The following is a 20,276-nucleotide window of genomic DNA, read 5'->3' on the forward strand; positions in this document are numbered from 1 at the left end:
GCATCGGCGGGGGCCGCGGTGCCTGCCGTCTCGGTCACGACCGCCCCGGCGGCATCCGACTCGAACAGCACTCCCCGCTCGACGGCGCCTCCCCGGAGCAGCCGGTCGACCCAGATCCTCATGCGAGATCCTCGATCGTCCGGGCGAGCGCGTCGACGCCGGCGCGGACGGCGTCGTCGTCCGCGCCTTCCTCCGGAGCGTGCGATATGCCGGACGGGTTGCGGACGAAGAGCATCGCCGTCGGCACGTGCGCCGCGAGCACGCCTGCGTCATGGCCTGCGCCGGTGGGCAGCGCCGGAATGCCGCCGAGCGTCGTGGCGATGCGGTCGCGCAGCTGCGGGTCGAAGCGCACTTCGCCGCTGTACGACTCTTCGATGACGGATGCCTCGCATCCCTCTGCGGCGGCCGCCTCGGCGACCGCGGCCTGAACCTCGGCGACGATGTCGCGCGTATCGGCCTCGGAATCTGCGCGGACGTCCATCCACGCCGACACCCGTGAGGCGATGACGTTCGTCCCGCCAGGCACCGGTTCGAGTCGGCCGATGGTGGCCCGCGAGCCGGTGCGGCGGGCGGCGGCGCGGCGCGCGGCGAGCACGGCGGCCGCGGCCGGAAGCATGGGGTCGCGGCGGTCGGCGATGTCGGTCGTGCCCGCGTGGTTGCCCTGGCCGTGCACGTCGATGCGCCAGCGTCCGTGCTCGAGGATGGACGACCCGACGGCGACCGGCGCGTCGAGGTCGATCAATCCCTTGCCCTGCTCGACGTGAAGCTCGACGTACACGCCGATGCGCGCGAGCGACTCGGCGTCGTAGCCCGGCGCATCGAGGGAGGCGTCGCGTGCGACGTCGACGAAACGCTGCCCCGCGGCATCCGTCAGCTGTTGCAGCCGGTCGGGAGCGACGGCGCCTGCGAGCAGCCGTGAACCGAGGCAGGCCAGGCCGAAGCGCGAACCCTCCTCTTCGGCGAAGACGACGACGGCGAGCGGGCGCGACGGCACGAAGCCGGCAGCCTTCAGCTGCTCGACCGCGGCGAGGGCACTGACGACACCGAGGGGTCCGTCGTGCGCGCCGCCGCCGGGGACGGAGTCGAGGTGACTGCCGGTGACGAACGCGTCGGGTCCCGGCTCACCCCACCACGCCCACAGATTGCCGTTGCGGTCGGTCGTGACCTCCAGCTCGAGACGTTGTGCCCGCTCGACGAACCAGTCGCGCAGCTCACGCTCGGCATCGTCGAAGACGTGCCGGGTGTACCCGCCGCGCCGGCGATCCCGGCCGACGCCTTCGATCTCGGCGAGAAGATCGAGGGCGTCGAAGCCGGTCACTCGCCCTCCCACATCGGCACCCGAAGGCCGCGCGAGCGGGCGATGTCGGCCGCATGCTCGTAGCCTGCGTCGACGTGCCGCATGACGCCGGTGCCCGGATCGTTCGTGAGCACGCGCTCCAGCTTCTGCGCCGCCAGCGGAGTGCCGTCGGCGACCGTGACCTGGCCGGCGTGGATGGAGCGGCCGATGCCCACGCCGCCACCGTGGTGGAGCGACACCCACGTCGCGCCGGACGCGGTGTTGAGCAGGGCATTGAGCAGCGGCCAGTCGGCGATGGCGTCGGAGCCGTCCTTCATCGACTCGGTCTCGCGGTACGGCGATGCCACCGAACCGGAGTCGAGGTGGTCGCGGCCGATCACGATCGGGGCCGACAGCTCGCCCGACGCGACCATCTCGTTGAACCGCAGCCCGGCGAGATGACGTTCCTTGTACCCCAGCCAGCAGATCCTCGCGGGAAGGCCCTCGAAGTGCACCTTCTCGGACGCCTGCGTGATCCAGCGCGCGAGCGCCTTGTCTTCCGGGAAGAGCTCGAGCACCGCACGGTCGGTCGCCGCGATGTCGGCCGGGTCGCCCGAGAGAGCGGCCCAGCGGAACGGTCCGCGGCCCTCTTCGAACTGCGGGCGGATGTAGGCGGGCACGAAGCCCGGGAAGGCGAACGCGCGGTCGTAGCCGGCGAGGGCGGCCTCGGCGCGGATGGAGTTGCCGTAGTCGAAGACGGCGGCGCCGGCATCCAGGAATCCGACCATCGCCTGCACCTGCTTGGCCATGCTGCGCCGGGACTGCTCGGTGAACCCTTCGGGGTCCGCCTCGGCGGCCGCCTTCCACTCCTCGAATGGGATGCCTTCGGGAAGGTACGCGAGAGGGTCGTGGGCGCTCGTCTGGTCGGTGACGATGTCGATCGCGACCTGGCGGTCGAGGAGCTCGGCGAAGACGGTCGCGGCGTTGCCCGCGAGGCCGACCGACAGCGCCTCTCCCGCCGCCTTCGCGGCGAGCACGCGCTCGAGCGCGCGGTCGAGATCGGTGGTGTACTCGTCGAGGTATCCGTGATCGACGCGCCGTGCGAGGCGCGACTCGTCGACGTCGACCACGAGGACGGCTCCGCCGTTCATGGTGACCGCGAGGGGCTGGGCGCCGCCCATGCCCCCCGCGCCACCGGTGAGGGTGAGCGTTCCGGCGAGGTCGTCGCGGCCGAGCGACCGCGCGACCGCGGCGAACGTCTCGTACGTGCCCTGGAGGATGCCCTGCGTGCCGATGTAGATCCACGACCCGGCCGTCATCTGGCCGTACATCGTGAGCCCCAGAGCCTCCAGCCGGCGGAACTCCGGCCAGTTCGCCCAGTCGCCCACCAGATTCGAGTTCGCGATCAGCACGCGCGGCGCCCACTCGTGCGTCCGGAACACCCCGACCGGCTTGCCCGATTGCACCAGCAGGGTCTCGTCCGATTCCAGCGTCTCGAGCGTCCGCACGATCGCGTCGTACGCCTCCCAGCTGCGTGCGGCCCTACCGGTGCCCCCGTAGACCACGAGGTCCTCCGGGTGCTCGGCGACCTCGGGGTCGAGGTTGTTCATCAGCATGCGCATGGCCGCTTCGGTCTGCCAGCTCTTGGCGACCAGGGTGTTGCCGCGAGCGGCGCGGATCTGGCGTGACATGGGATTCCTTCGTGTAGACGGCCCTAAAGGGCGGTGCCAGTGGTGAGTCCCGCCGAGAGGCGGCGGGCGGCGGCGGCCAGGAGCACGCCGTATTGCTCGGCTGACATCGGCGTCATGCGATAGCTCGGCACCAGGATGCTGAGCACGGCGACGACGCGCCCGGCCGCTGCGATGGGAGAGGCGATCGCCGTCACGTCCCGTTCGATGCCGCGCTCGACGATGACGTAGCCCTCGGCGGGCGTCTCGCCACCCAGGACCAATCCCGCGGCCGACCCTTGGAGCGGGATGGTGCGACCCACCCAGTTCGCGTGCCGGACCGAGTGGGACCCCTCGATGATGCTGATGTAGAGCGCGGTGGACGCGTGGCCTTCGACGCTGAGATAGACCGACTCGCCGGTCGCCTCTTCCAGCCCGATCATCTCTTCGTGGCAGACGTTGATCAGGGACTCGTGACCGAGCGCCTGAGCGCCCAGCTGCATCAGCCGTGAACCGGCTCGATAGCTTCCTTCATCGTCGCGCCGGACGAAGCCGCTCGACTCGAGCGTGCGCAGGAGCCGCAGCGCCGTGCTGGGGGCCAGGTCGACGGCGCGGGACGCGTCCGCGAGCGTCGTGCTGCCCTGCTCGCACACGTTCGCGAGCAGGGAGAGCGCCCGTTCGACGGTGCGTGTGGACTGTTCGCTCATGCGGCCTCCTGGAGCGGCAACCCTGCCGGTGCGCCGCGGGGTGTGTCTGCGTCGGTTGCCATTCTTGCTAAAGAGTAAAATACACGTGCCACTCAGTGAAACATAGTGCCGATCGACAATTGCGCGTGAGAGCGGATCGGGAAGAAGTGCCAGATCCCTCCGCAGCCCCGTCCGGATGACCGTGTGTCCGACCAGCTCGACGGCGCGTGACGTCGCGGCCGCTGGTCATCGACACGATCTGCGCAGATTTCGACGGACCTGTCGAATCCGGCTCGTCCCGTCCGTAGAGGTAGTGAAGGCGGGGATCAGCGAGCACCGGACGCTCGCGGTGATCGCGATCTCGCCCACACCGCTCCGCGACAAGAAAGGCCTCAGGATCATGAGCACGACCTTCACCATCGGCTTCTTCTGCACTCTCGACGGCTACGGCATGGCCGAGGGCTGGCCCGGGTACTGGGGCAAGGAAGGCCCCGAGCTCATCGACGACCTCGTCCGCACGTACGCCCAGGACCAGGTGCTCGTCTTCGGGGCGACGACGTTCCGGGAGTTCCGGACATTCGTGAAGGAGTACGACGAGCCCTACTACGACCGGCTGACCGAGCTGCCGAAGATCGTGTTCTCGCGCACGCTCGAGGAGCCGCTCGGGTGGCAGAACTCGACCGTGCTCCACGAGGACGCCGTCACCGCCATCGAGCGCCTCAAGCGCACCACGGATGTGCCGATGCGCTCGCACGGCAGCATCTCCCTGAACCGTGCGCTTCTCGCCGCCGGACTGGTCGACCGACTCGAAGTCGTCATCTTCCCCGCCGTCACCGGTCGAGCAGGCGGAGCTGCCCTGCTCCACGGCGGGGCGGAACTCGACCTCGACCTCATCGAGTCGACCGTGCTGGACGGCCGCATGCAGAAGCTCGTCTATGCCCCGCGGCTGCACGGCGAGATCCCCGCGGGTGTCGGGCCGAAGCGTCGCAGCGCCGAGTAGGGTACCCCGCGTCTCGCAGGCGAGGAAGGATACGACCATGCAGTATCTCGTCAACGTCATCGACAGCCGCAGCAACTCGGGGACGGCCGAAGAGGCCGTCGCGATCGATGCCTTCAACGACAAGCTCCGCGCGGGCGGCCATTGGGTGTTCGCCGCCGGGTTGGCCGACCCGACGGTCTCCACCGTCGTCGACGGGCGCGGCGACGAGCCGCTGTTCACCGACGGTCCATTCGTCGAGGCGAAGGAATGGGCCGCCGGCTTCTGGATCATCGACGCCCCCGACCTGGACGTCGCGCTGAAGTTGATGAGCGAGGGCTCGAGGGCCTGCAACCGTCGGCTCGAGGTGCGTCCTCTCCTCGGCGGGTGACCGACGCGCAGGATGCCCTGATCCGCGCCCACCGAGACGAGTGGGCGCGGGTGGTGGCGACGCTCGCCAAACGATTCGGCAACCTCGACACCGCCGAGGAGGCGGCGGCGGAGGCGTTCGCCACCGCCGCAGAGCGCTGGCCGGCGGAGGGGGCACCGCCCAACCCCGGAGGATGGCTCACCACCACGGCAACCCGCAAGGCGATCGACCGACTCCGGCGCGAGAGCAGCCGCGATGAGAGGCACAGGGAGGCGCAGCTCGTGTACGGCGCGGAGCCCGAGCCGCTCGGTGCGATCGACGACGATCGGCTGCGGCTGATCTTCATCTGCTGCCATCCGGCACTGGCGATGGACGCGCGGGTGGCGCTCACGCTGCGTATGGTGGGCGGGCTGAGCGTTCCCGAGATCGCGCGGGCGTTCCTGGTGCAGGACACGACGATGGGCGCCCGCATCACGCGAGCGAAAGCCAAGATCACCGCGGCCCGAATCCCTTATCGGGTGCCGGGGGCCGAGGATCTTCCCGGCCGGGTCGCGGGCGTGCTGGCGGTGCTGTTCCTGATCTACAACGAGGGGTATCTGGCGTCCGGCTCGGACAGCGAGCCGGTGCGCGAGGAGCTCACCGGCGAGGCGATCCGTCTGGCACGGCTGCTGCACCACCTGCTGCCCGACGATGGCGAGGTGACCGGCATCCTCGCGCTCATGCTGCTCACCGATGCGCGCCGCTCGGCACGGGTGTCGTCGGCGGGCGAACTGGTTCCGTTGGCTGAACAGGACCGCGGACAGTGGGATGCCGAGCTGATCGCCGAGGGGCACGCCCTGGTCCGTGAGCGGTTGGCTTCGGGCGTGCCGCCCGACCGCTACCAGCTGCTCGCGGCGATCAACGCGGTGCACACCGACGGCGACGCGACGGACTGGGCGCAGGTGGTCGCGCTCTACGACCACCTCGTGCGGCTCGACGGCTCGCCCATCGTGCGCCTCAACCGGGCGGTCGCAGTCGGCGAGCGCGATGGCCCGGCCCCCGGGCTGGCGCTCATGGACTCGCTCGCGCCCGAACTGCAGGGCTACCACGCGTATCACGCGGCGCGCGCATAGCTGCTGCGCCGACTGGGTCGGGCGGCCGACGCCCGTGAGGCCTACACCGCGGCGATCGCCCTGACGCAGAACACGGCCGAGCTCGCCTTCCTCACCCGGCAGCGCGACGGCCTCGACGGGGACTGACTGTTCGGAGCGGAAAGGCGGAGCGCCGCGGTGTCAGCGCAGCTGCGCGAAGCTCTCGGCCTTACCCGTCGGTCCCGCGACGAGGATCATGTCGCCCTCTTGCAGGACGGTGGTGTTGTCGGCGTTCGTCCATGACCCGCCCTCATGGTGGTACGCGGCGATGGTGACGCCGTATTTCTTGCGCAACCCGGTCTCGCCCAACGGCGTGCCCTGGATCGTCGATGGCACCGGTGCCTTGACGAGTGCGTAGCCGGGGGCGATCTCGATGAAATCCAGCGCGGCACCGCGCACGAGGTGTGCGACACGGCGCCCCATGTCCTTCTCGGGGTAGATGACGTGGTGCACGCCCAGCTGCTCGAGGATCAGACCATGACGGTCGTCGACCGCCTTGGCCCAGATGACGGGGATCTTCATGCTGAGCAGCACGGAGCAGGTGAGGATGGACGCCGAGATGTCGCCGCCGATCGCGACCACCACTCGATCGAACTCGTCGACCGCCAGCTGCTGGAGGACCTCGTGGCGAGTGGAGTCGGCGCGGACGACCTGCGTGAGCTCACCGTTCAGCGACTGCACGAGCTCTTCATCGATATCGATGCCCAGCACCTCGGTGCCTCCGGCCACGAGTTCGAGGGCGAGGGCGCTGCCGAATCGACCCAGGCCGATGACGGCGACCGAGTCTGCTTCGGCGATGCGGCGCGATGTGTCGGCGCCGAGAAACGGGAATCTAGCCAACGGCGGGCCTCTCCTTCGGGAACTCGTACAGGATGCGGCGATCGCGAAGTGCGATCGCGGAGCCGAGGGTCAACGGGCCCAGCCGGCCGAGGAACATGAGCACGACGAGGACCACCTGCGCGCTCGCGGACAGGTCGGCTGTGATGCCGGTCGAAAGCCCGACGGTGGCGAACGCCGACACGGTCTCGAAGAGCGCGCGGTCGAGGTTCTCGCCGCTCAGAAGCATGAGAAGTCCGGCGCCGACGATCACTGCCGCAACGGCGATCAGTACCACCGTGATCGCCTGGCGGTGGACGGCGCGTGAAAGGCGCTTGCCGAAGATGTTGACCGCGCCCTCGCCGCGCAACTCGGTCATCATGATGAAGAACAGCACGGCGAAGGTCGTGACCTTGATCCCGCCCGCCGTGCCCGCAGGGCCGCCGCCGATGAACATCAGCACGTCCATGCCGAGCCAGGTCTCGTCGTGCATCGCGCCGATGTCGACGGAGTTGAAGCCGGCCGTCCGTGTCTGGACGGAGTGGAAGAAGCCGGCGAGCACGCGGCCCCAGGGGTCCATCCCGCCGAAGGTCCGGGGGTTGTTCCACTCCAGGATGGTGATGTAGACCGTCCCGGCGATCAGGAGCACCGCCGTGCCCCACAGCACCAGCTTCGTGTTCATCGACCAATGCAGCGGGCGACGGAACTCCTTTCGCAGCTGCATGATCACCGGAAAGCCGAGGCCGCCGAGGATGATCGCGGCACACAGCGGCAGGCAGATGAACGGGTCCTGGGCGAATCCGATCAGGTTGTCGCTGTACAGCGCGAAGCCGGCGTTGTTGAAGGCCGACACGGCATGGAACGCCCCGTGCCACGCCGCTTCGCCGACCGTGTAGCCGTACCCCAGCAGGAAGCGGAGGAAGAGCAGGGCGAATGTGACAGCCTCGATGGTGAGCGAGATCAGAACGATGCCGCGGACGAGCCCACGCACGTCGTTGAACCCGACCGCTTTCGCTTCGGCCGCCGTGTTGAGTCGTGCCCGCACCGACAGCTTCCGGGCGAGCACCAGCCCGATGAGCGACGCGAAGATCATGATCCCCAGACCGCCCAGTTGAATCAGCAGCAGGATCACCACCTGCCCGAACGGCGTCCAGAACGTCGGCGTGTCGACCACGGTCAGGCCCGTGACGCACACCGCGCTCGTGGAGGTGAAGAGCGCCTGGATGAAGTTCGCACCGCCGGGCCCGACCTTGGAGATGGGCAGCATCAGCAGGATCGTCCCCGCAGCCACCGCGATCCCGAACCCCGTCACAACGGCCTGGGCCGGGCGGAGCCGCAGGCCACGCCTGGCGCGGACGACCTGTGCACGCCCGGAATGCACGCGGTTGGTCACCCCCGAACTGTAGCGCGGCGCCCGGGCGCGATCTCAGGGCGAGTGTCAGCGGCCGGGCGTCAGTACCGCAGTCTGACGGTCCCGAACGGTCGCCGTTCGAGCGTCGCGGAGGACGAGTCCTCGAGATCGCCGGACGGTGAGATCATCGGTGAATGCTCCCAGACTCAGGGATGTCGCTGACCCGGCCCGCAGATCGGCAGTGGCGTGCACAGAGCGCCGGGTTCCGTCGCTGGGAGAAGTCGGCGGAGCTGGGCCGAGGTGACGATGTCTGGCGCTGGGCGATCCGCGAGGTGATGCAGTGGGGGGTCAAAACCCGCAGCGGCTTCACGGTGACGCCGGGCGAGCGGGCCGCCGCGGGGGACCGGCCCGTGATCATGGCGCACCCGTTCGGCCTGTCGGTCCGAGAGCCCGTCGAGGTCGTCGAGGTGGTGGAGACCGGCGAGCGCGTCGGATTCGCCTACCGGACGCTGCCGGGCCACCCCGTGAGCGGTGAGGAGGCGTTCATCGTCCACCGCGACGGCGAGGCGGTGATCCTGACGATCCGTTCCCTCACCCGCCCCGGTTCGCAATGGGGGTGGCGGACCGCCTACCCCGCGCTGCTGATCGCGCAGCACGTGGCGCGACGGCGCTACTTCCGGGCGCTGCGCGTGCGCGCTCCACGCTGATCGTCGCGGGCTGCGCCTCCGGGCTCACCGCCACAGGCCCTCGGCTACTCGCTCTCCGTCGCGGTGGCGTAGTGCGGAAGGCCGACCGGCTTCGACTCACCCGAGCCGCGCTGACGCAGGAAGATCGACAGCGCGATCATGGCGCCGACCGCCAGGAACTCGGACTGCCAGTTCTGCAGGGTCCGGTTCCAGAAGTCAGGCGTGCCGAGGTATTCCACCCACGCAATGGGAGGCTGCCCGTGTTCGGCGCTCTCGGAGTTCATGACGACGTTGCCCGCCAGGGACTGCGCGAGCCACGACAGCACGAACACCGTTCCCATCACCAGCAGCAGCGAGTTCGAGAACAGCGTCTGACGGATGCCGCGGGCCCGGGCCCAGGACGGCGAATCCGGTCGTGCATGCTCGCCGACCATCTGATCCTTATCGCTGCCGGGACCCTCGTCGCCGGGCTTCTTCGACTCGGGTGAGCCGCGTTGCACGAACCAGATCGTCGCGGCGATGAACAGGAAGAACTGCAGGAACTCCGACTGCCAGTTCTCGGCGACGTCGACGACGAACTCCGATGACGTCACGAAGGAGCCGAATGCCTCGGCCGGCATCCCGTGCTGCGCCAGCCGCTCGTTGCTCTCGAACCAGCCGGCCACGGATTGCCCCACGAGCGCGAGCACGAAGAGCGCACCGAACAGGACGCTGAGTCCGTTGTCGCGAAGCTGTCGCATGGCTCACCGTCCGATCAGGGGAATCGTGATCATGTAGGCGAGGCCGACGGCGAGGACCGTGATCCACGACCAGAACACCACGGCTTCTCCGCGGCGAGGGCCAGCCTCCTCCGGGGTGAATTCATCCATCGCGCTCTCCTTCCTGATTCCACCTGCTCGCTCTACGCGTGCTCCCTGATCGCGTCCAGGAGCCCCTCTCGCGCACGCGCCAGGAAGGAGCTCTGATCCTTCCCGACGGGGTGGAGGAAGAGCTCGTCGGCGCCGGCGCCGACCAGCGCGCCGAGGCGTTCGGCGACATCCCGCTCCTCTGCGGAGATGAGGATGCCGCGCTCGAGCGCTTCGGTGTCGTCGGGGTCGGCGAGCCGGTCGAAGTCCTCCGGCTGCATGAGCTCCCACATCAGAGCGGGGTCGACCGTCGCCTGGCGCCATTGGTCGGCCGCCGTCCGCAGCGCTTCGGAGTGGGTGTCGGCGAGGCTCACGTGCACCTGCACGGCGCACGGGCCCGTGCCCCCGGCATCCCGGTATGCAGTCAGGATCCGCCCCACGGTTTCGGGGTCGTGACCGACCGTGACGACGCCGTCGGCCCACGACGCGGCCCACGCGGCCGTCTCTGCCGAGGCGGCGGCCGCGCGCAGCGGCGCCGGGTTCTGGGGGCGGGACCACACGCGGGCGTCGTGCACCTGGAACGCACCGTCGTGCGTCACCCGCTCACCCGCGATGAGCCGGCGCATGACGTCGGCCGCCTGCACCAGGCGGTCCTGCCGCTCGGGCTTCTCGGGCCAGTCGTCTCCCGTCACATGCTCGTTGAGGGCCTCACCCGAGCCGAGGGCGCACCAGAAGCGCCCCTCGAACATCTCCGCGAGCGTCGCCAGCGCCTGGGCGGCGATGACCGGGTGGTACCGCTGCCCGGGAGCCGACACCATGCCCATCGGGAACGACGTCGTGGCGAGGGCCGCACCCAGCCAGCTCCAGGCGAAGCCGGACTCGCCCTGCGCCAGCCCCCATGGTGCGAGGTGGTCGGAGCACATCGCCCCGTCGAACCCGGCCCGCTCCGCCTCTTGCACGGCGGCGAGCAGTCGCGAGGGCGGCAGCTGCTCATGGGATGCGTGATATCCGAGGAACACCATGCCCTCCAGCGTGCCGGGCGCGGGAGGACTCGCCCACGCCATTGCACCCCGTCGGCACGCGTGCTAACGCCTGGTCGCCGTTTCCGTGACTTCGGGGCGCGTGTCGCCCACGCCATCACTCCTCTCGCAGTCAGCCCGGTCACAGGGCGGCCGCGCACTGTGGAGTCCTCGACCGCATCAGAGCTCGTGGTGAGGGTGCGTCTCCTCGGTGTGCTCCGGCGGTTCGGGCACGATGTGCAGTCCCGTGACCGAGTTGGCAGTGTAGATGAGTGCCTCCACCCAGGCCCGGTTGATCGGCGGCTGCCGGCTGCCGTAGAACTTGTAGACCAGCGAGGCATGCGAGTGGACCCACACCGTGGTGCGCCCGTTGCCGATGCTGGGGTCGTCCTTCCAGCTGAACGAGAAGGACTCGCCGCGACGCAGCTTCGCGCTGATGACCACCATGAGGTGCGCCAAGACGCGGTCGTCGAAGTCGACCTTGACCGCGCCCTCGTAGATGAACTTGCCCATGAGACCTCCGGATGCCGGGATCAGAGCCACGAGCCGGAGTGCGAGTCTCCTCCCGGCCTGCATGCGCTTGAAGCCAGAATGCACCCGATCGATGCTTCATCGCGCCCCTCTCACGCTGAGCCCTGGGCAGGCGGGCCTCGCGCCGGTAGCGTGGGGAAGGGAGAATGATGAGCAGCAGCTTCGCCGTCGCGCTGGCGCACCTCGAGCAGTCCGGCGGTCGACCGGAGGAGTTCAGCAGCGCTTTCGTCGAGTTCCTGCCGATCACCGGGGCTGCCGTATCGACTCTCGGTGACGTCTTCGGAAGCGAGACGCTGTCGGCCTCCGACGACCGGGCGGCGCGCCTCGACGAGCTGCAGTTCGACCTCGGTGAGGGCCCGTGCTGGGACGCCCTGCGCAGCGCGCGTCCGGTGGCGGAGGCATCCCTCCGCGTCGCGGGCCGCCGGCGGTGGCCGGCCTTCGTCGGCGCTCTCGAAGGCGAGGAGGTCAGCTCGCTGTTCGCGTTCCCGCTGGTCGTCGGCGCGCTGCGCGTCGGCGCGATCGACCTGTACTCGCGAGAGCCCACCGCTCTCAACCCCGACCACGAGCACCAGGCCTCGGCGATGGCGTTCGTGATCAGCCGGCACGTGCTGCGGCTGGGGCTCGAAGAGCACATCCGCGAAGAGAGCCTGCAGCAGCCGCTCTCGCGGCGCGTTGTGCATCAGGCCACGGGGATCGTGCTCGCCCAGCTCGAACTGTCGCCCGAGGACGCCCGGCTCGTCATCCAGGGTCAGGCCTTCGCAACGGGGAGGACCATGGCGGATGTCGCGGAGGACGTCGTGGCGGGAAGACTCCGATTCACTCGGCAGGACGACAGGATCGAGGTCGAGTCATGACGAAGACCTCGCGCGACAGTCACCTCCTCCAGACCTTCGCCATGCTGGCGGACACCATGGTGGACGACTACGACGTGGTCGACCTCCTGCAGTCGCTGGTCGACGCGTGTCATGACGTGCTCGGGATCTCTGCCGCCGGCATCCTCCTCGCCGACGACGACGGCGAGCTGCAGGTCGTCGCCTCGACCAGTGAAGCCAGCCGCCTGGTCGAGCTGATGCAGTTGGGCGCGCAGGCCGGTCCCTGCATCGAGTGCTACCGCCGGGGGACCTTCGTGTCGGTGGCCTCCATCGCGTCTGTCCCCGAGGAGTGGGGCGCCTTCCGAGACAGCGCGACCGCGCACGGGTTCGGCGCGACCGACGCCGTGCCGCTGCGCCTCCGCGACACGACGATCGGCGCACTCAACCTCTTCCGCGAGAAGGAGGGGCCGCCTGAGGAGTTCGACGTGACCGCGGCGCGGGCCTTCGCGGATGTCGCGACGATCGGCATCCTGCACGAGCGCACCCTGCGGGAGTCGGAGGTGCTCGCGCGGCAGCTGCAGCAGGCGCTGCAGTCGCGGATCACCATCGAACAGGCGAAGGGCGTCGTCGCCTTCACGAACGGCGTTCCCATCGACGATGCCTTCCAGACCATCCGCGCGTACGCGCGTCGCCACCAGCTTCCGTTGAGCGCCGTCGCGGCCCGGCTGGTCAACCGCGAGCTGCGCATCGGCGAGCCGGTCGACGACAATCGCCCCGGCTGACACGTCGAGACCCGGAGCGTATACTGGCCGCGCGCGCCCCAGACCCTGGCGTTCTCCAGAAAGGCCGGGTGAACCCATGAAACTGCTGACGAACGGGACGGGCGCATATCTGACCGGCGACCGGATCGCCGATGCCGTCGTCCGCCTCGGGGTCGCGCTGTCGAACGAACAGCGGGTGGACGTCGTGGAGATCCCCTACCGTGCGCCGCACGGGGGCGTCGAGCAGGCGCTCCTGACCATCGGCTGGCAGACGCACGTGAACGCCGAGACTCGGTCGGATGTCACCGACGAGCTCGTCGATCACGGCGCCGTCCAGGCCCTCGTCGCGCGGGCACACCGCATCGTCCCGAGTGGCGACACGCCGATGTCGCACGACGAGGTCGGTCACACACAGGGCTACGACGGCATCGTCTGACGCCGCCGCGTCACTCCGAGATCTCGGCGACCGTTTCGCCCGTCTCCACCGGCGCGAGAGCGAGCGCGATGTCGGCCTGACTGATGATTCCGACGAGATCGTGGCCGTCGATCACGGGCAGCCGGCGGACCTGGTGCCGCTTCATCGCCTCGAGGGCCTCCTGGATGTCGTCGTCGGCGCCGATCGTGACAGGCTTGCCCTGGCCGAGCGAGCCGGCGGTGGTGCTCGAGGGGTCGCCGCCCTGCGCGATGCATTTCACGACGATGTCGCGATCGGTGAGCATGCCCTTCAGCCGCTTGTCCTCACCGCAGATCGGCAGTGCCCCCACATCCAACGAAGCCATCAGGCGCGCGGCGTCCACGAGCGTCTCGTTCTCTCCCACGCACCGGGCGTCGGGGGTCATGATGTCCCTGGCAACGGTCATGTCCTTCTCCTTCCGCTGATCCAGCGACATTAGGCGCGCGTCGGATCCGCCGCGGAGGGGCTTGACACGGACTTGCCGTGCGGTTCGGCTCGATGCTCGGAGCGCCGGAGTCTGCCTCGACGGCCGACCTCAAAGCAGGATGACGATGTCGGTGATCACCCAGGTCCCGTCGACGAGGACCAGGGTGTACACCCAGTACTCGTCGACGAGGAAAGGTTGATCCACCGGCGCACCGTCGGCATCCGTGAGCGAGTCGTATGTCTCGTGCGACTTGATCTCGAAGGTCTCGGCCGAGCGTCGCTCGATGTCGGTGGGTGTGAAGGCGAAGTCGGCGACGGCCGCGCTGTAGGACCGGGATGCCGGTCCGAACGCTGCACACCCGCTCGCGTCCATCGCGCTGCGGAACGAGGCGGTGGTCGTCGCCAGGTAGGCGTCGCAGTCGCCCTCCAGCCAGGCGTCGTTGTACGCGCGCATGGCCTCGATCGCCGCGCGTTCATTCGTGTTCGCCGGTTCGTCCTCGGCCGCCGCCCCGTTCTCTCCTTCGGCGATCTTCCACGCTCCGTCCACCTCGACCAGGTGATAGCGGTACGGCGCGCCGGTCTCGTACGGCGGGTCGATCGGCTCGCCGAATTCGTCGACGTCGAGCGTGCACACCTCGACGACGTCGACGATGATCTCGCCGACGTGCGCGTCGACGAGGGTGCGGAACCGCATGTCTTCGGGGTGCACGTCCATCGGGCAGTACGCGTTCTGATCGCTGATGTGCTGCTGGAAGCTCGCGCAGTCCGGCCACGCCATGAGCTCGCGGAAGCCCGCTGTCGTCGACGCCTCCAGTGCGGCGCAGTCTCCGGCGGAGTAGGCGGCGCGCCAGTCGGCCATCGTCTCGGCGACCGCCTGGTCCTCGCCCGCGGTCAGCTGCCCCTCGGTGCGGCCGCCGGTGACATCATGCACGCTCTCGAGCTTCCACGCACCATCGGCGCGGACGAGGTGATACCGGTAGTCGACTTCGACGGACACCGGGGTGGTCACCGGCTCACCGTTCTCGTCGATGTAGCTTCGGGCCTCCATGTGCGCGAGAGCGGCGATCGTGCCACGGCCGGTGCCGGCCGCGGATATCGGCGTCACCTCGAGTGATTCCAGGACCTGCGCGCGGCCGCCGGCGGACTGCACGAAGACGTCGCAGTCCGGCAGGCCGATGCGTGCGCGAAACTCGGTCGTCGTCACCGCGACGAACAGGTCGCAGTCCTCCTCGGCGAAGGCCGTCTCATAGGCTGCGACGACCGCCATCGCGTCGGCCTCGTTGCCGCCCGTGGACGACGGCGAAGGCGACGGCTCCGCCACCGCATGCACCCGGGGCGCCGCGGTCGAGCCGGCAGCTGTGGTGGGAAACGACGTGACCGCGATGGCGCCGAGGACAGCCGCCAGCAGCGCCGGAGCGATCCATCGGCGATGCCGTCGATGCCGCTCGGGCGCGGATGGCCGTCGACGTGCCGCCGTGTGTTCGCCGACACTGTCGGCCGCCCGTCCGACGGCGCGGACGCCACTGTCAGACGAGCCCCCAGAGCTCCCCATGGCCGGAGCATAGCCCCTCTCGACGGCGAGGGCATCCCTCGCGGCCCAATCGATGCACAGGCCCAGGCTCACGGGCCTTGCAGGGCCCGGGGCGCGCGGGCGGGGCAGCTATTCCATGCCGTCGATGAGCCAGTCGTCGCCGTCGGCGACGACGGTGTACACCCAGTCGATGGAGTCCTCGGACGGCTCGTCGAGCGGCGCGCCATCTTCATCTACGAGCGCCGTGTATGTCTCTGTGGTCGTCACGACGATCGCGTCGCCGTCCCGCCGCACGTCGGTCACATCGATCTCATAGTCCTCGACGGAGTCCGTGAACGTCTCCGCCTCGGTCTCGAACGCCGAGCAGTCCGCGAGTCCCGACTGCGTGCGGAAGCTCTCGGTGGTCGATGCGGCATAGGACTCGCAGTCGGCGTCCTGCCACGCCTCGTCGTACAGCTCGACGGTGGCGACCGCGGCCCGCTGGTCGGGGTCCGTGGCCGTCCCGCTCCCGAGCGGTCCGGCGGCGTCGAGACCCGCGATCAGCCGCGGAACAAGTGTGGCGGCCAGGATGACGATGGCGAGCACCACGACGCCGAGCACGACCCACACGATCCACAGTCTCGACTTCGCCGGTGCCGGGGGAGGCGCCGGTGCGATGGCGGTGGGAGCCGAGCGTGCCGTGGCGGTCGCCTGCCCGTCCGTCGCGCCGGGCTCGGCGACGTGCTCGGTCCAACGGGTGCCATCCCACCACCGCGTCGCATCGTGGCCGTCGTCGTACCACCCGGGCGGAGTCGTCGTCATGCGAGAACCTTAGACCCGACGGGTCACAGCCAGCGACGGCGTTTGAACAGCCCGTAGATCACGAGGTCGATGGTGATGATGGTCAGGCCGATGACGATCCATCCGTACTGCCACTGGACGAGCGGGATGTTCTCGAAATTCATGCCGTAGAGCCCCGCGATGAGCGTCGGCACCGCGAGGAGCGCCGCGAAGGCCGAGATCGTGCGCATGTCCTGGTTCTGCCGGGCGGCGACGTTGTTCTCATAGCTGGAGAGGATGGCGTCCAGCGCGATGCTCTGGTTGTTGATGAGGGCCGCGGTCCCGGCGGCGTCGTCGAGCAGGTCGTGCAGGTACGGCAGGATGTGCTCGTTGCCGACAGTGAGGGTCTCGAGGTGACGCGTGCTCTCATGCAGCGCCGCGGCGATGCTCGAGACGGCGCGGTCGACCCGTCCGATGTCTTTGCGGATCCGGTAGATCCGGTGGTGGTCCTCGCGCTCGCTTTCGCTGAAGACCTGCTCTTCGAGCTCCTCGAGGGCGGATTCGACGGATGCCGCGGCATCCGCGTAGCCGCCGACGATCTGCGCCATGATGAGGTGCGCCGCGGGCAGGGTGTCGGCACGCGCTTCCTCGCGGGCATCCTCGAGCAGTTGCGGCAAGTCGGGCAGTTCGCCCCCGTTGCCGCGTTGCACCGTGAGCAGCCAGCCTTCGCCGATGTAGAGGAACGTCTCGCCGAGCACCAGCGCCTCGTCGGCCGTGTGCAGCACGTTCCACAGCATCACGAAGAGGTGCTCGTCGAACTTCTGGACCTTCGGCTGCTGACGGCGCGAGACGACGTCGGCGACCGCAGTGGGGTGGATGCCGAGCACGTCCCTCGCGCGTCGCACGGTGTCTTCGTCGGGCTCGACGAGGTGCAGCCAGATGAAGTCGTCCTTCCGTCGCGTGCGACGGACGATCGGCGGTACGTCCTCCAGGGAGGCGTCCGTCAGCGGCTCGATCTCGTCGCCGACGAGGAAGATGCGCAGCGAGCCCTCGGCGGGAGGTGCCGCGTCGCCCCCCTCTGCGGTCGTCGCATTCTGCTCCTTCGCGGGCTGCGGCATCGGCGGTACCTTTCACAACGTAGCGTGGGGATGCCCCGGGCGAGGCCCCTCGAGCGCGTCGAGCCGTGCGGGAGGCTCGGAGCGGCTCAGTCGTCACCGGAAACATACGCCGGCGAGTGGCACGCACTGAGGGGCTTGTCCCGCGGCGGCGCCTGTGCATGGACGACCCGGCGCACAGCGGAACCGGTGCCCGGCTTACTGGGTGGAACGCGCGTTGCCGCCGCCGCAGCCCGGCCCCTACATTCGCACCAACCCGAGGGTCGATCCGGGATCCCCGCTCCCCAGGCGGGGCCGGAGGCTGTCATCGGCCGAGCGCGGCCATCGCGCTTCGATTCCCCGAGGACCACCTCGAATGATCGAAGGAGATCACATGAGATCGCTACTACGCTCCGGGGTCGCGCTCGTCGCCGCTGCGGCGCTCGGCGCAGGGATCGTCCTCGCCGGGACGGCGGCCGGGGCCGACAAGGACAACGGCAAGGGCCTCGGCGGCCAGCCGGCAACCGCCAGTCAGATCTACCTCGACGAGATCAAGGACTACGGCGTGTGCCGCGGCACGGATCCGGAGTGCTACCACGAGTGGGGCAACGGCTGGACGGAGGGCGAGCAGAAGCGCATCTTCGTGTGGAGCCGTACCGCGGGTCCGCGTCACGCCCATCTCGGCACGGCGCTCGGTCCTGGGCTCAACCCGCCGCTGAACGACAACAACGTCGCTCAGAAAGCGATGATCGCGTGGGCGGCGGACCGGGGGATCGCGGTGGACTACACCGAAGACCTGGCGAGCTTCAGCCGACTGAACAACTACCAGGCGGTCGTGTTCCTCGGCTCGAACCGCGACACACTCGACGACACCGCGCAGACGACGCTGATGCAGTACATCCGCGGCGGAGGTGGATTCGTGGGAATTCACAACGCCTTCGGTGCCGAGTATCACTGGCCGTACTACGAGGGCCTGCTGGGCGGGGCCAACTTCTACAATCACGGGCCGAACCGCGACGGCACGGTCGAGACGATCAACAACCGCGACGTGTCGACGTCGTTCCTGCCTGAGACGTGGGCGTTCAAGGACGAGTGGTACAACCTCATTCCGTACCCGAGCTTCGTCAACGTCCTGCTCGAGGTCGACAAGGCCACGAGCGAGGCGACGCCGGCCGGCCACGGCGAATCCCACCCGGTGAGCTGGTGCCAGTACTACGACGGCGGCAGGTCGTGGCTCACGACCCTCGGCCACGACGTGGCGGCGTGGACCGATGCGCCCCTCGCCGGCGACGAGTTCTTCAAGCAGCACGTGATGGAGGGCATCGAGAGCGCCATGGGCGTCAAGCCGTTCTGCACCACCTGACCGCGGGGACGGGAGTCCACCATCTGCGAGCCGGGGGCCCGGGCACGTCGTCACGACGCGTCCGGGCCCCCGTTTCGTCAGAGCACGGCACGCCTGGAAAGCGTGATGTCCCACTGGGTGGAACCATCGGTTCCGTCCGGCCGTGCATGCTTGCCGCGCCTTCCGTGCCGACGGATACTGCACACATGCGATCCGCTCTCACAGGCGAGCCGGTATCGGTGCTCGACCGGATCCTCGCCATCCTCGACACCGTCCGCGAGTCGCACGGCTCGACCACGATCACCCAGCTCGCGCTGGCCACCGGCATCCCGAAGTCGACCGTCTCACGGCTGGTCGGCGACCTCGTCCGGCGGCGCTATCTCATGCGCACCGACGACGGCGTCACGATCGGCCTGCGGCTCTTCGAGCTGGGCTCTCGCGCCAGCACGCCTCGCCGGCTCACCGCGGCAGCGCTCCCGGTGCTCGCCGAGCTCTACAACGCCACCGGCGAGCATCTCAATGTCGCGGTCCAGGAGGGCCGCGACATGCTCTCGGTGATCTCCGTCCGTGGGCGACTGCGGCCGGTGCCGTCCCGTGCGGGCGTTCGCGTGCCGTCGGCGACCACCGCGCTGGGCAAGGCGGTGCTCGCGTTCACCGTCGACGAGGGCGTCCTCTGCAGCGTGATCACCGGGCTCGATGCGAGCCGGCGGCACGCCCTCGAGAAAGAGCTCGACGCCGTGCGCACGGAGTCCGTCGCCATCGACCGCTGCGAGACCTTCCCCGGGGTCGTCGGCGTCGCCAGTCCTGTGCTCTCGCCGGAGCGCCTGCCCCTGGCGGCCATCTCGGTCGCGGGTCCCGTGGCGGACATGGACCCGAAGCGGATCGCGCCCCTCGTGCGACACGCCGCCCTGGCCCTCACCCATCGGCTTGCACTGCAGGTGGCGTGAGGCATGTCCGCCGTGAGTCATGTCCACCGTCCCCGGTGACGCGGTCGGCGTCCTCGACCGCATGACCTGCATCCTCGAGGCGTTCGACGGGGACGACCGGGGGATGGGCATCTCCGAGCTCGCACTGCGTGCAGGCCTTCCGAAGTCGACCGTCTCGCGGCTGGTCGCGACCCTGGTGCGCCAGCGGTATCTCGAGCGCGACGGAAAGCTGATCCACCTGGGCCTGCGGCTCTTCGAGCTCGGACAGCTCGCCGAGCAGCCCCGCGAGCTCAGGATCGCCGCGCTCCCGGTCATGGCCGACCTTCGCAACCAGACCGGCGAGAACGTGCACCTGGCCATCCGCGACGGAGGCGAGGTGGTGTGCATCGCGGTCATGCGCGGCCGGTCGGCAGGGCTGTCGACCGTTCGCACCGGCGGGAGGCTGCCCCTGCACGCCACGGCGCTGGGCAAGGCGGTGCTCGCCCACGACTCGCCTTCGGGCATCGACGACGTGCTCTCGGCGGGGCTGGCGGCGTGGACGGCGCAGACGATCACCGATCCGGCGGCGCTGCGGCGTCAGCTCGCCGGCATCCGGGGCGGTGGGCTCGCCGTCGAGGCGGGGGAGTTCGCCACCGGTGTCTCGTGCACCGCGATCGCGGTGTTCGCGCCCGGGGGCCGGCTGGCGGGGGCCGTGTCGGTATCGGGGCACCAGGCCGACCTCGACGCGGACCGTGTCGCGCAGGCGCTGCGGGCGGCTGCGCTGACGCTCGCACGCCGCCTGGCGGCGCTCAGAGCCCCCTCGGACTGACTCCGGCCAT

At 69.5% G+C, this 20,276-nt stretch carries 23 protein-coding genes; 10 read left to right on the plus strand and 13 right to left on the minus strand.

Features of this window, described 5'->3' with window-relative positions:
- Nucleotides 1–118: 118 nt before the first annotated feature.
- Genes B2K11_RS11890 through B2K11_RS11900 form a run of 3 tightly spaced genes read right to left on the minus strand, consistent with a single transcriptional unit; the run spans nt 119 to nt 3,650 of the window.
- Complete coding sequence (locus tag B2K11_RS11890; protein WP_163618502.1) at nt 119–1,318, minus strand: allantoate amidohydrolase; 1,200 nt, start codon at nt 1,316–1,318, stop codon at nt 119–121.
- Entirely contained in the window at nt 1,315–2,967 is a 1,653-nt protein-coding gene (gene hutU, locus B2K11_RS11895) for a urocanate hydratase (protein WP_163618503.1), read from the minus strand. The genes B2K11_RS11890 and hutU overlap by 4 nt, the downstream gene beginning before the upstream one ends.
- A 23-nt stretch (nt 2,968–2,990) precedes the next feature.
- Nucleotides 2,991–3,650, minus strand: a complete 660-nt coding sequence (locus B2K11_RS11900; protein ID WP_163618504.1) for a helix-turn-helix domain-containing protein — start codon at nt 3,648–3,650, stop codon at nt 2,991–2,993.
- A gap of 379 nt (nt 3,651–4,029) precedes the next feature.
- Between B2K11_RS11900 and B2K11_RS11905 the strand changes: the two genes are divergently transcribed.
- Genes B2K11_RS11905 through B2K11_RS11915 form a run of 3 tightly spaced genes read left to right on the plus strand, consistent with a single transcriptional unit; the run spans nt 4,030 to nt 6,087 of the window.
- Nucleotides 4,030–4,629, plus strand: a complete 600-nt coding sequence (locus B2K11_RS11905; protein ID WP_163618505.1) for a dihydrofolate reductase family protein — start codon at nt 4,030–4,032, stop codon at nt 4,627–4,629.
- Between the two features lie 37 nt (nt 4,630–4,666).
- Nucleotides 4,667–4,996, plus strand: a complete 330-nt coding sequence (locus B2K11_RS11910) for a YciI family protein (protein WP_163618506.1) — start codon at nt 4,667–4,669, stop codon at nt 4,994–4,996.
- Entirely contained in the window at nt 4,993–6,087 is a 1,095-nt protein-coding gene (locus B2K11_RS11915; protein WP_204260106.1) for a DUF6596 domain-containing protein, read from the plus strand. The genes B2K11_RS11910 and B2K11_RS11915 overlap by 4 nt, the downstream gene beginning before the upstream one ends.
- A 159-nt stretch (nt 6,088–6,246) precedes the next feature.
- Here the strand turns inward: B2K11_RS11915 and B2K11_RS11920 are convergent, their stop codons facing one another.
- Both B2K11_RS11920 and B2K11_RS11925 read right to left on the minus strand, forming a co-directional pair.
- On the minus strand, nt 6,247–6,945 hold the full coding sequence (locus B2K11_RS11920) for a TrkA family potassium uptake protein (protein ID WP_204260101.1): 699 nt from the start codon (nt 6,943–6,945) through the stop codon (nt 6,247–6,249).
- Complete coding sequence (locus B2K11_RS11925; RefSeq protein WP_239525988.1) at nt 6,938–8,314, minus strand: potassium transporter TrkG; 1,377 nt, start codon at nt 8,312–8,314, stop codon at nt 6,938–6,940. The genes B2K11_RS11920 and B2K11_RS11925 overlap by 8 nt, the downstream gene beginning before the upstream one ends.
- A 152-nt stretch (nt 8,315–8,466) precedes the next feature.
- Here B2K11_RS11925 and B2K11_RS11930 point away from each other — a divergent pair, with 152 nt between their 5' ends.
- Complete coding sequence (locus B2K11_RS11930) at nt 8,467–8,979, plus strand: DUF1990 family protein (RefSeq protein WP_239525990.1); 513 nt, start codon at nt 8,467–8,469, stop codon at nt 8,977–8,979.
- A 44-nt stretch (nt 8,980–9,023) separates the two neighbouring features.
- Here the strand turns inward: B2K11_RS11930 and B2K11_RS11935 are convergent, their stop codons facing one another.
- From B2K11_RS11935 to B2K11_RS11945, 4 genes are all read right to left on the minus strand, one after another.
- Entirely contained in the window at nt 9,024–9,698 is a 675-nt protein-coding gene (locus B2K11_RS11935) for a DUF6766 family protein (RefSeq protein ID WP_163618507.1), read from the minus strand.
- 3 nt (nt 9,699–9,701) lie between these two features.
- Nucleotides 9,702–9,827 (minus strand): hypothetical protein, encoded by a 126-nt coding sequence (locus B2K11_RS20770; protein ID WP_275576766.1) that lies wholly within the window; start codon nt 9,825–9,827, stop codon nt 9,702–9,704.
- 32 nt (nt 9,828–9,859) lie between these two features.
- A complete protein-coding gene (locus B2K11_RS11940; RefSeq protein ID WP_163618508.1) occupies nt 9,860–10,825 on the minus strand; it encodes a TIGR03885 family FMN-dependent LLM class oxidoreductase in 966 nt (321 codons plus the stop codon).
- Between the two features lie 177 nt (nt 10,826–11,002).
- Entirely contained in the window at nt 11,003–11,335 is a 333-nt protein-coding gene (locus tag B2K11_RS11945) for an ATP-dependent DNA ligase (RefSeq protein ID WP_163618553.1), read from the minus strand.
- Between the two features lie 167 nt (nt 11,336–11,502).
- On the opposite strand from B2K11_RS11945, the gene B2K11_RS11950 reads away from it, so the two are divergent.
- The 3 genes from B2K11_RS11950 to B2K11_RS11960 all read left to right on the plus strand — a co-directional run bounded on the left by B2K11_RS11950 (nt 11,503) and on the right by B2K11_RS11960 (nt 13,362).
- A complete protein-coding gene (locus B2K11_RS11950; RefSeq protein ID WP_163618509.1) occupies nt 11,503–12,207 on the plus strand; it encodes a GAF and ANTAR domain-containing protein in 705 nt (234 codons plus the stop codon).
- Entirely contained in the window at nt 12,204–12,947 is a 744-nt protein-coding gene (locus B2K11_RS11955; RefSeq protein ID WP_163618510.1) for a GAF and ANTAR domain-containing protein, read from the plus strand. The genes B2K11_RS11950 and B2K11_RS11955 overlap by 4 nt, the downstream gene beginning before the upstream one ends.
- 76 nt (nt 12,948–13,023) lie before the next feature.
- The gene (locus tag B2K11_RS11960; protein ID WP_163618511.1) at nt 13,024–13,362 is read left to right on the plus strand and encodes a hypothetical protein; all 339 of its coding nucleotides are present in this window, start codon (nt 13,024–13,026) and stop codon (nt 13,360–13,362) included.
- A 10-nt stretch (nt 13,363–13,372) separates the two neighbouring features.
- Here B2K11_RS11960 and B2K11_RS11965 read toward each other — a convergent pair whose 3' ends face one another.
- From B2K11_RS11965 to B2K11_RS11980, 4 genes are all read right to left on the minus strand, one after another.
- Entirely contained in the window at nt 13,373–13,786 is a 414-nt protein-coding gene (locus B2K11_RS11965; protein ID WP_163618512.1) for a CBS domain-containing protein, read from the minus strand.
- Between the two features lie 129 nt (nt 13,787–13,915).
- A complete protein-coding gene (locus B2K11_RS11970; RefSeq protein ID WP_163618513.1) occupies nt 13,916–15,073 on the minus strand; it encodes a hypothetical protein in 1,158 nt (385 codons plus the stop codon).
- A gap of 393 nt (nt 15,074–15,466) precedes the next feature.
- A complete protein-coding gene (locus tag B2K11_RS11975; RefSeq protein ID WP_163618514.1) occupies nt 15,467–16,138 on the minus strand; it encodes a DUF2510 domain-containing protein in 672 nt (223 codons plus the stop codon).
- Between the two features lie 23 nt (nt 16,139–16,161).
- Nucleotides 16,162–17,214: a CorA family divalent cation transporter gene (locus B2K11_RS11980; protein WP_163618515.1), complete on the minus strand. Its 1,053-nt coding sequence runs from the start codon at nt 17,212–17,214 to the stop codon at nt 16,162–16,164.
- 370 nt (nt 17,215–17,584) lie between these two features.
- On the opposite strand from B2K11_RS11980, the gene B2K11_RS11985 reads away from it, so the two are divergent.
- From B2K11_RS11985 to B2K11_RS11995, 3 genes are all read left to right on the plus strand, one after another.
- Nucleotides 17,585–18,553, plus strand: a complete 969-nt coding sequence (locus tag B2K11_RS11985; RefSeq protein ID WP_204260102.1) for a ThuA domain-containing protein — start codon at nt 17,585–17,587, stop codon at nt 18,551–18,553.
- Nucleotides 18,554–18,738: 185 nt separating this feature from the next.
- Nucleotides 18,739–19,479 carry an IclR family transcriptional regulator gene (locus B2K11_RS11990; protein ID WP_163618516.1) on the plus strand — a complete coding sequence of 247 codons (741 nt, stop codon included), beginning with the start codon at nt 18,739–18,741 and terminating at the stop codon, nt 19,477–19,479.
- A 19-nt stretch (nt 19,480–19,498) separates the two neighbouring features.
- Nucleotides 19,499–20,266 carry an IclR family transcriptional regulator gene (locus B2K11_RS11995; protein WP_163618517.1) on the plus strand — a complete coding sequence of 256 codons (768 nt, stop codon included), beginning with the start codon at nt 19,499–19,501 and terminating at the stop codon, nt 20,264–20,266.
- Nucleotides 20,267–20,276: the final 10 nt, after the last annotated feature.

The sequence above is a fragment of the Microbacterium sp. B35-30 genome (genome assembly GCF_010634855.1).
GTDB lineage: Bacteria > Actinomycetota > Actinomycetes > Actinomycetales > Microbacteriaceae > Microbacterium.

What these genes read in the sequence shown, in the direction of transcription:
- hutU (WP_163618503.1), bottom strand. Translation starts at nt 2,967, where the DNA reads ATGTCACGCCAGATCCGCGCCGCTCGCGGCAACACCCTGGTCGCCAAG.
- B2K11_RS11900 (WP_163618504.1), bottom strand. Translation starts at nt 3,650, where the DNA reads ATGAGCGAACAGTCCACACGCACCGTCGAACGGGCGCTCTCCCTGCTC.
- B2K11_RS11905 (WP_163618505.1), top strand. Translation starts at nt 4,030, where the DNA reads ATGAGCACGACCTTCACCATCGGCTTCTTCTGCACTCTCGACGGCTAC.
- B2K11_RS11910 (WP_163618506.1), top strand. Translation starts at nt 4,667, where the DNA reads ATGCAGTATCTCGTCAACGTCATCGACAGCCGCAGCAACTCGGGGACG.
- B2K11_RS11930 (WP_239525990.1), top strand. Translation starts at nt 8,467, where the DNA reads ATGCTCCCAGACTCAGGGATGTCGCTGACCCGGCCCGCAGATCGGCAG.
- B2K11_RS11935 (WP_163618507.1), bottom strand. Translation starts at nt 9,698, where the DNA reads ATGCGACAGCTTCGCGACAACGGACTCAGCGTCCTGTTCGGTGCGCTC.
- B2K11_RS20770 (WP_275576766.1), bottom strand. Translation starts at nt 9,827, where the DNA reads ATGGATGAATTCACCCCGGAGGAGGCTGGCCCTCGCCGCGGAGAAGCC.
- B2K11_RS11940 (WP_163618508.1), bottom strand. Translation starts at nt 10,825, where the DNA reads ATGGTGTTCCTCGGATATCACGCATCCCATGAGCAGCTGCCGCCCTCG.
- B2K11_RS11945 (WP_163618553.1), bottom strand. Translation starts at nt 11,335, where the DNA reads ATGGGCAAGTTCATCTACGAGGGCGCGGTCAAGGTCGACTTCGACGAC.
- B2K11_RS11950 (WP_163618509.1), top strand. Translation starts at nt 11,503, where the DNA reads ATGAGCAGCAGCTTCGCCGTCGCGCTGGCGCACCTCGAGCAGTCCGGC.
- B2K11_RS11955 (WP_163618510.1), top strand. Translation starts at nt 12,204, where the DNA reads ATGACGAAGACCTCGCGCGACAGTCACCTCCTCCAGACCTTCGCCATG.
- B2K11_RS11960 (WP_163618511.1), top strand. Translation starts at nt 13,024, where the DNA reads ATGAAACTGCTGACGAACGGGACGGGCGCATATCTGACCGGCGACCGG.
- B2K11_RS11965 (WP_163618512.1), bottom strand. Translation starts at nt 13,786, where the DNA reads ATGACCGTTGCCAGGGACATCATGACCCCCGACGCCCGGTGCGTGGGA.
- B2K11_RS11970 (WP_163618513.1), bottom strand. Translation starts at nt 15,073, where the DNA reads ATGGCGGTCGTCGCAGCCTATGAGACGGCCTTCGCCGAGGAGGACTGC.
- B2K11_RS11975 (WP_163618514.1), bottom strand. Translation starts at nt 16,138, where the DNA reads ATGACGACGACTCCGCCCGGGTGGTACGACGACGGCCACGATGCGACG.
- B2K11_RS11980 (WP_163618515.1), bottom strand. Translation starts at nt 17,214, where the DNA reads ATGCCGCAGCCCGCGAAGGAGCAGAATGCGACGACCGCAGAGGGGGGC.
- B2K11_RS11985 (WP_204260102.1), top strand. Translation starts at nt 17,585, where the DNA reads ATGAGATCGCTACTACGCTCCGGGGTCGCGCTCGTCGCCGCTGCGGCG.
- B2K11_RS11990 (WP_163618516.1), top strand. Translation starts at nt 18,739, where the DNA reads ATGCGATCCGCTCTCACAGGCGAGCCGGTATCGGTGCTCGACCGGATC.
- B2K11_RS11995 (WP_163618517.1), top strand. Translation starts at nt 19,499, where the DNA reads ATGTCCACCGTCCCCGGTGACGCGGTCGGCGTCCTCGACCGCATGACC.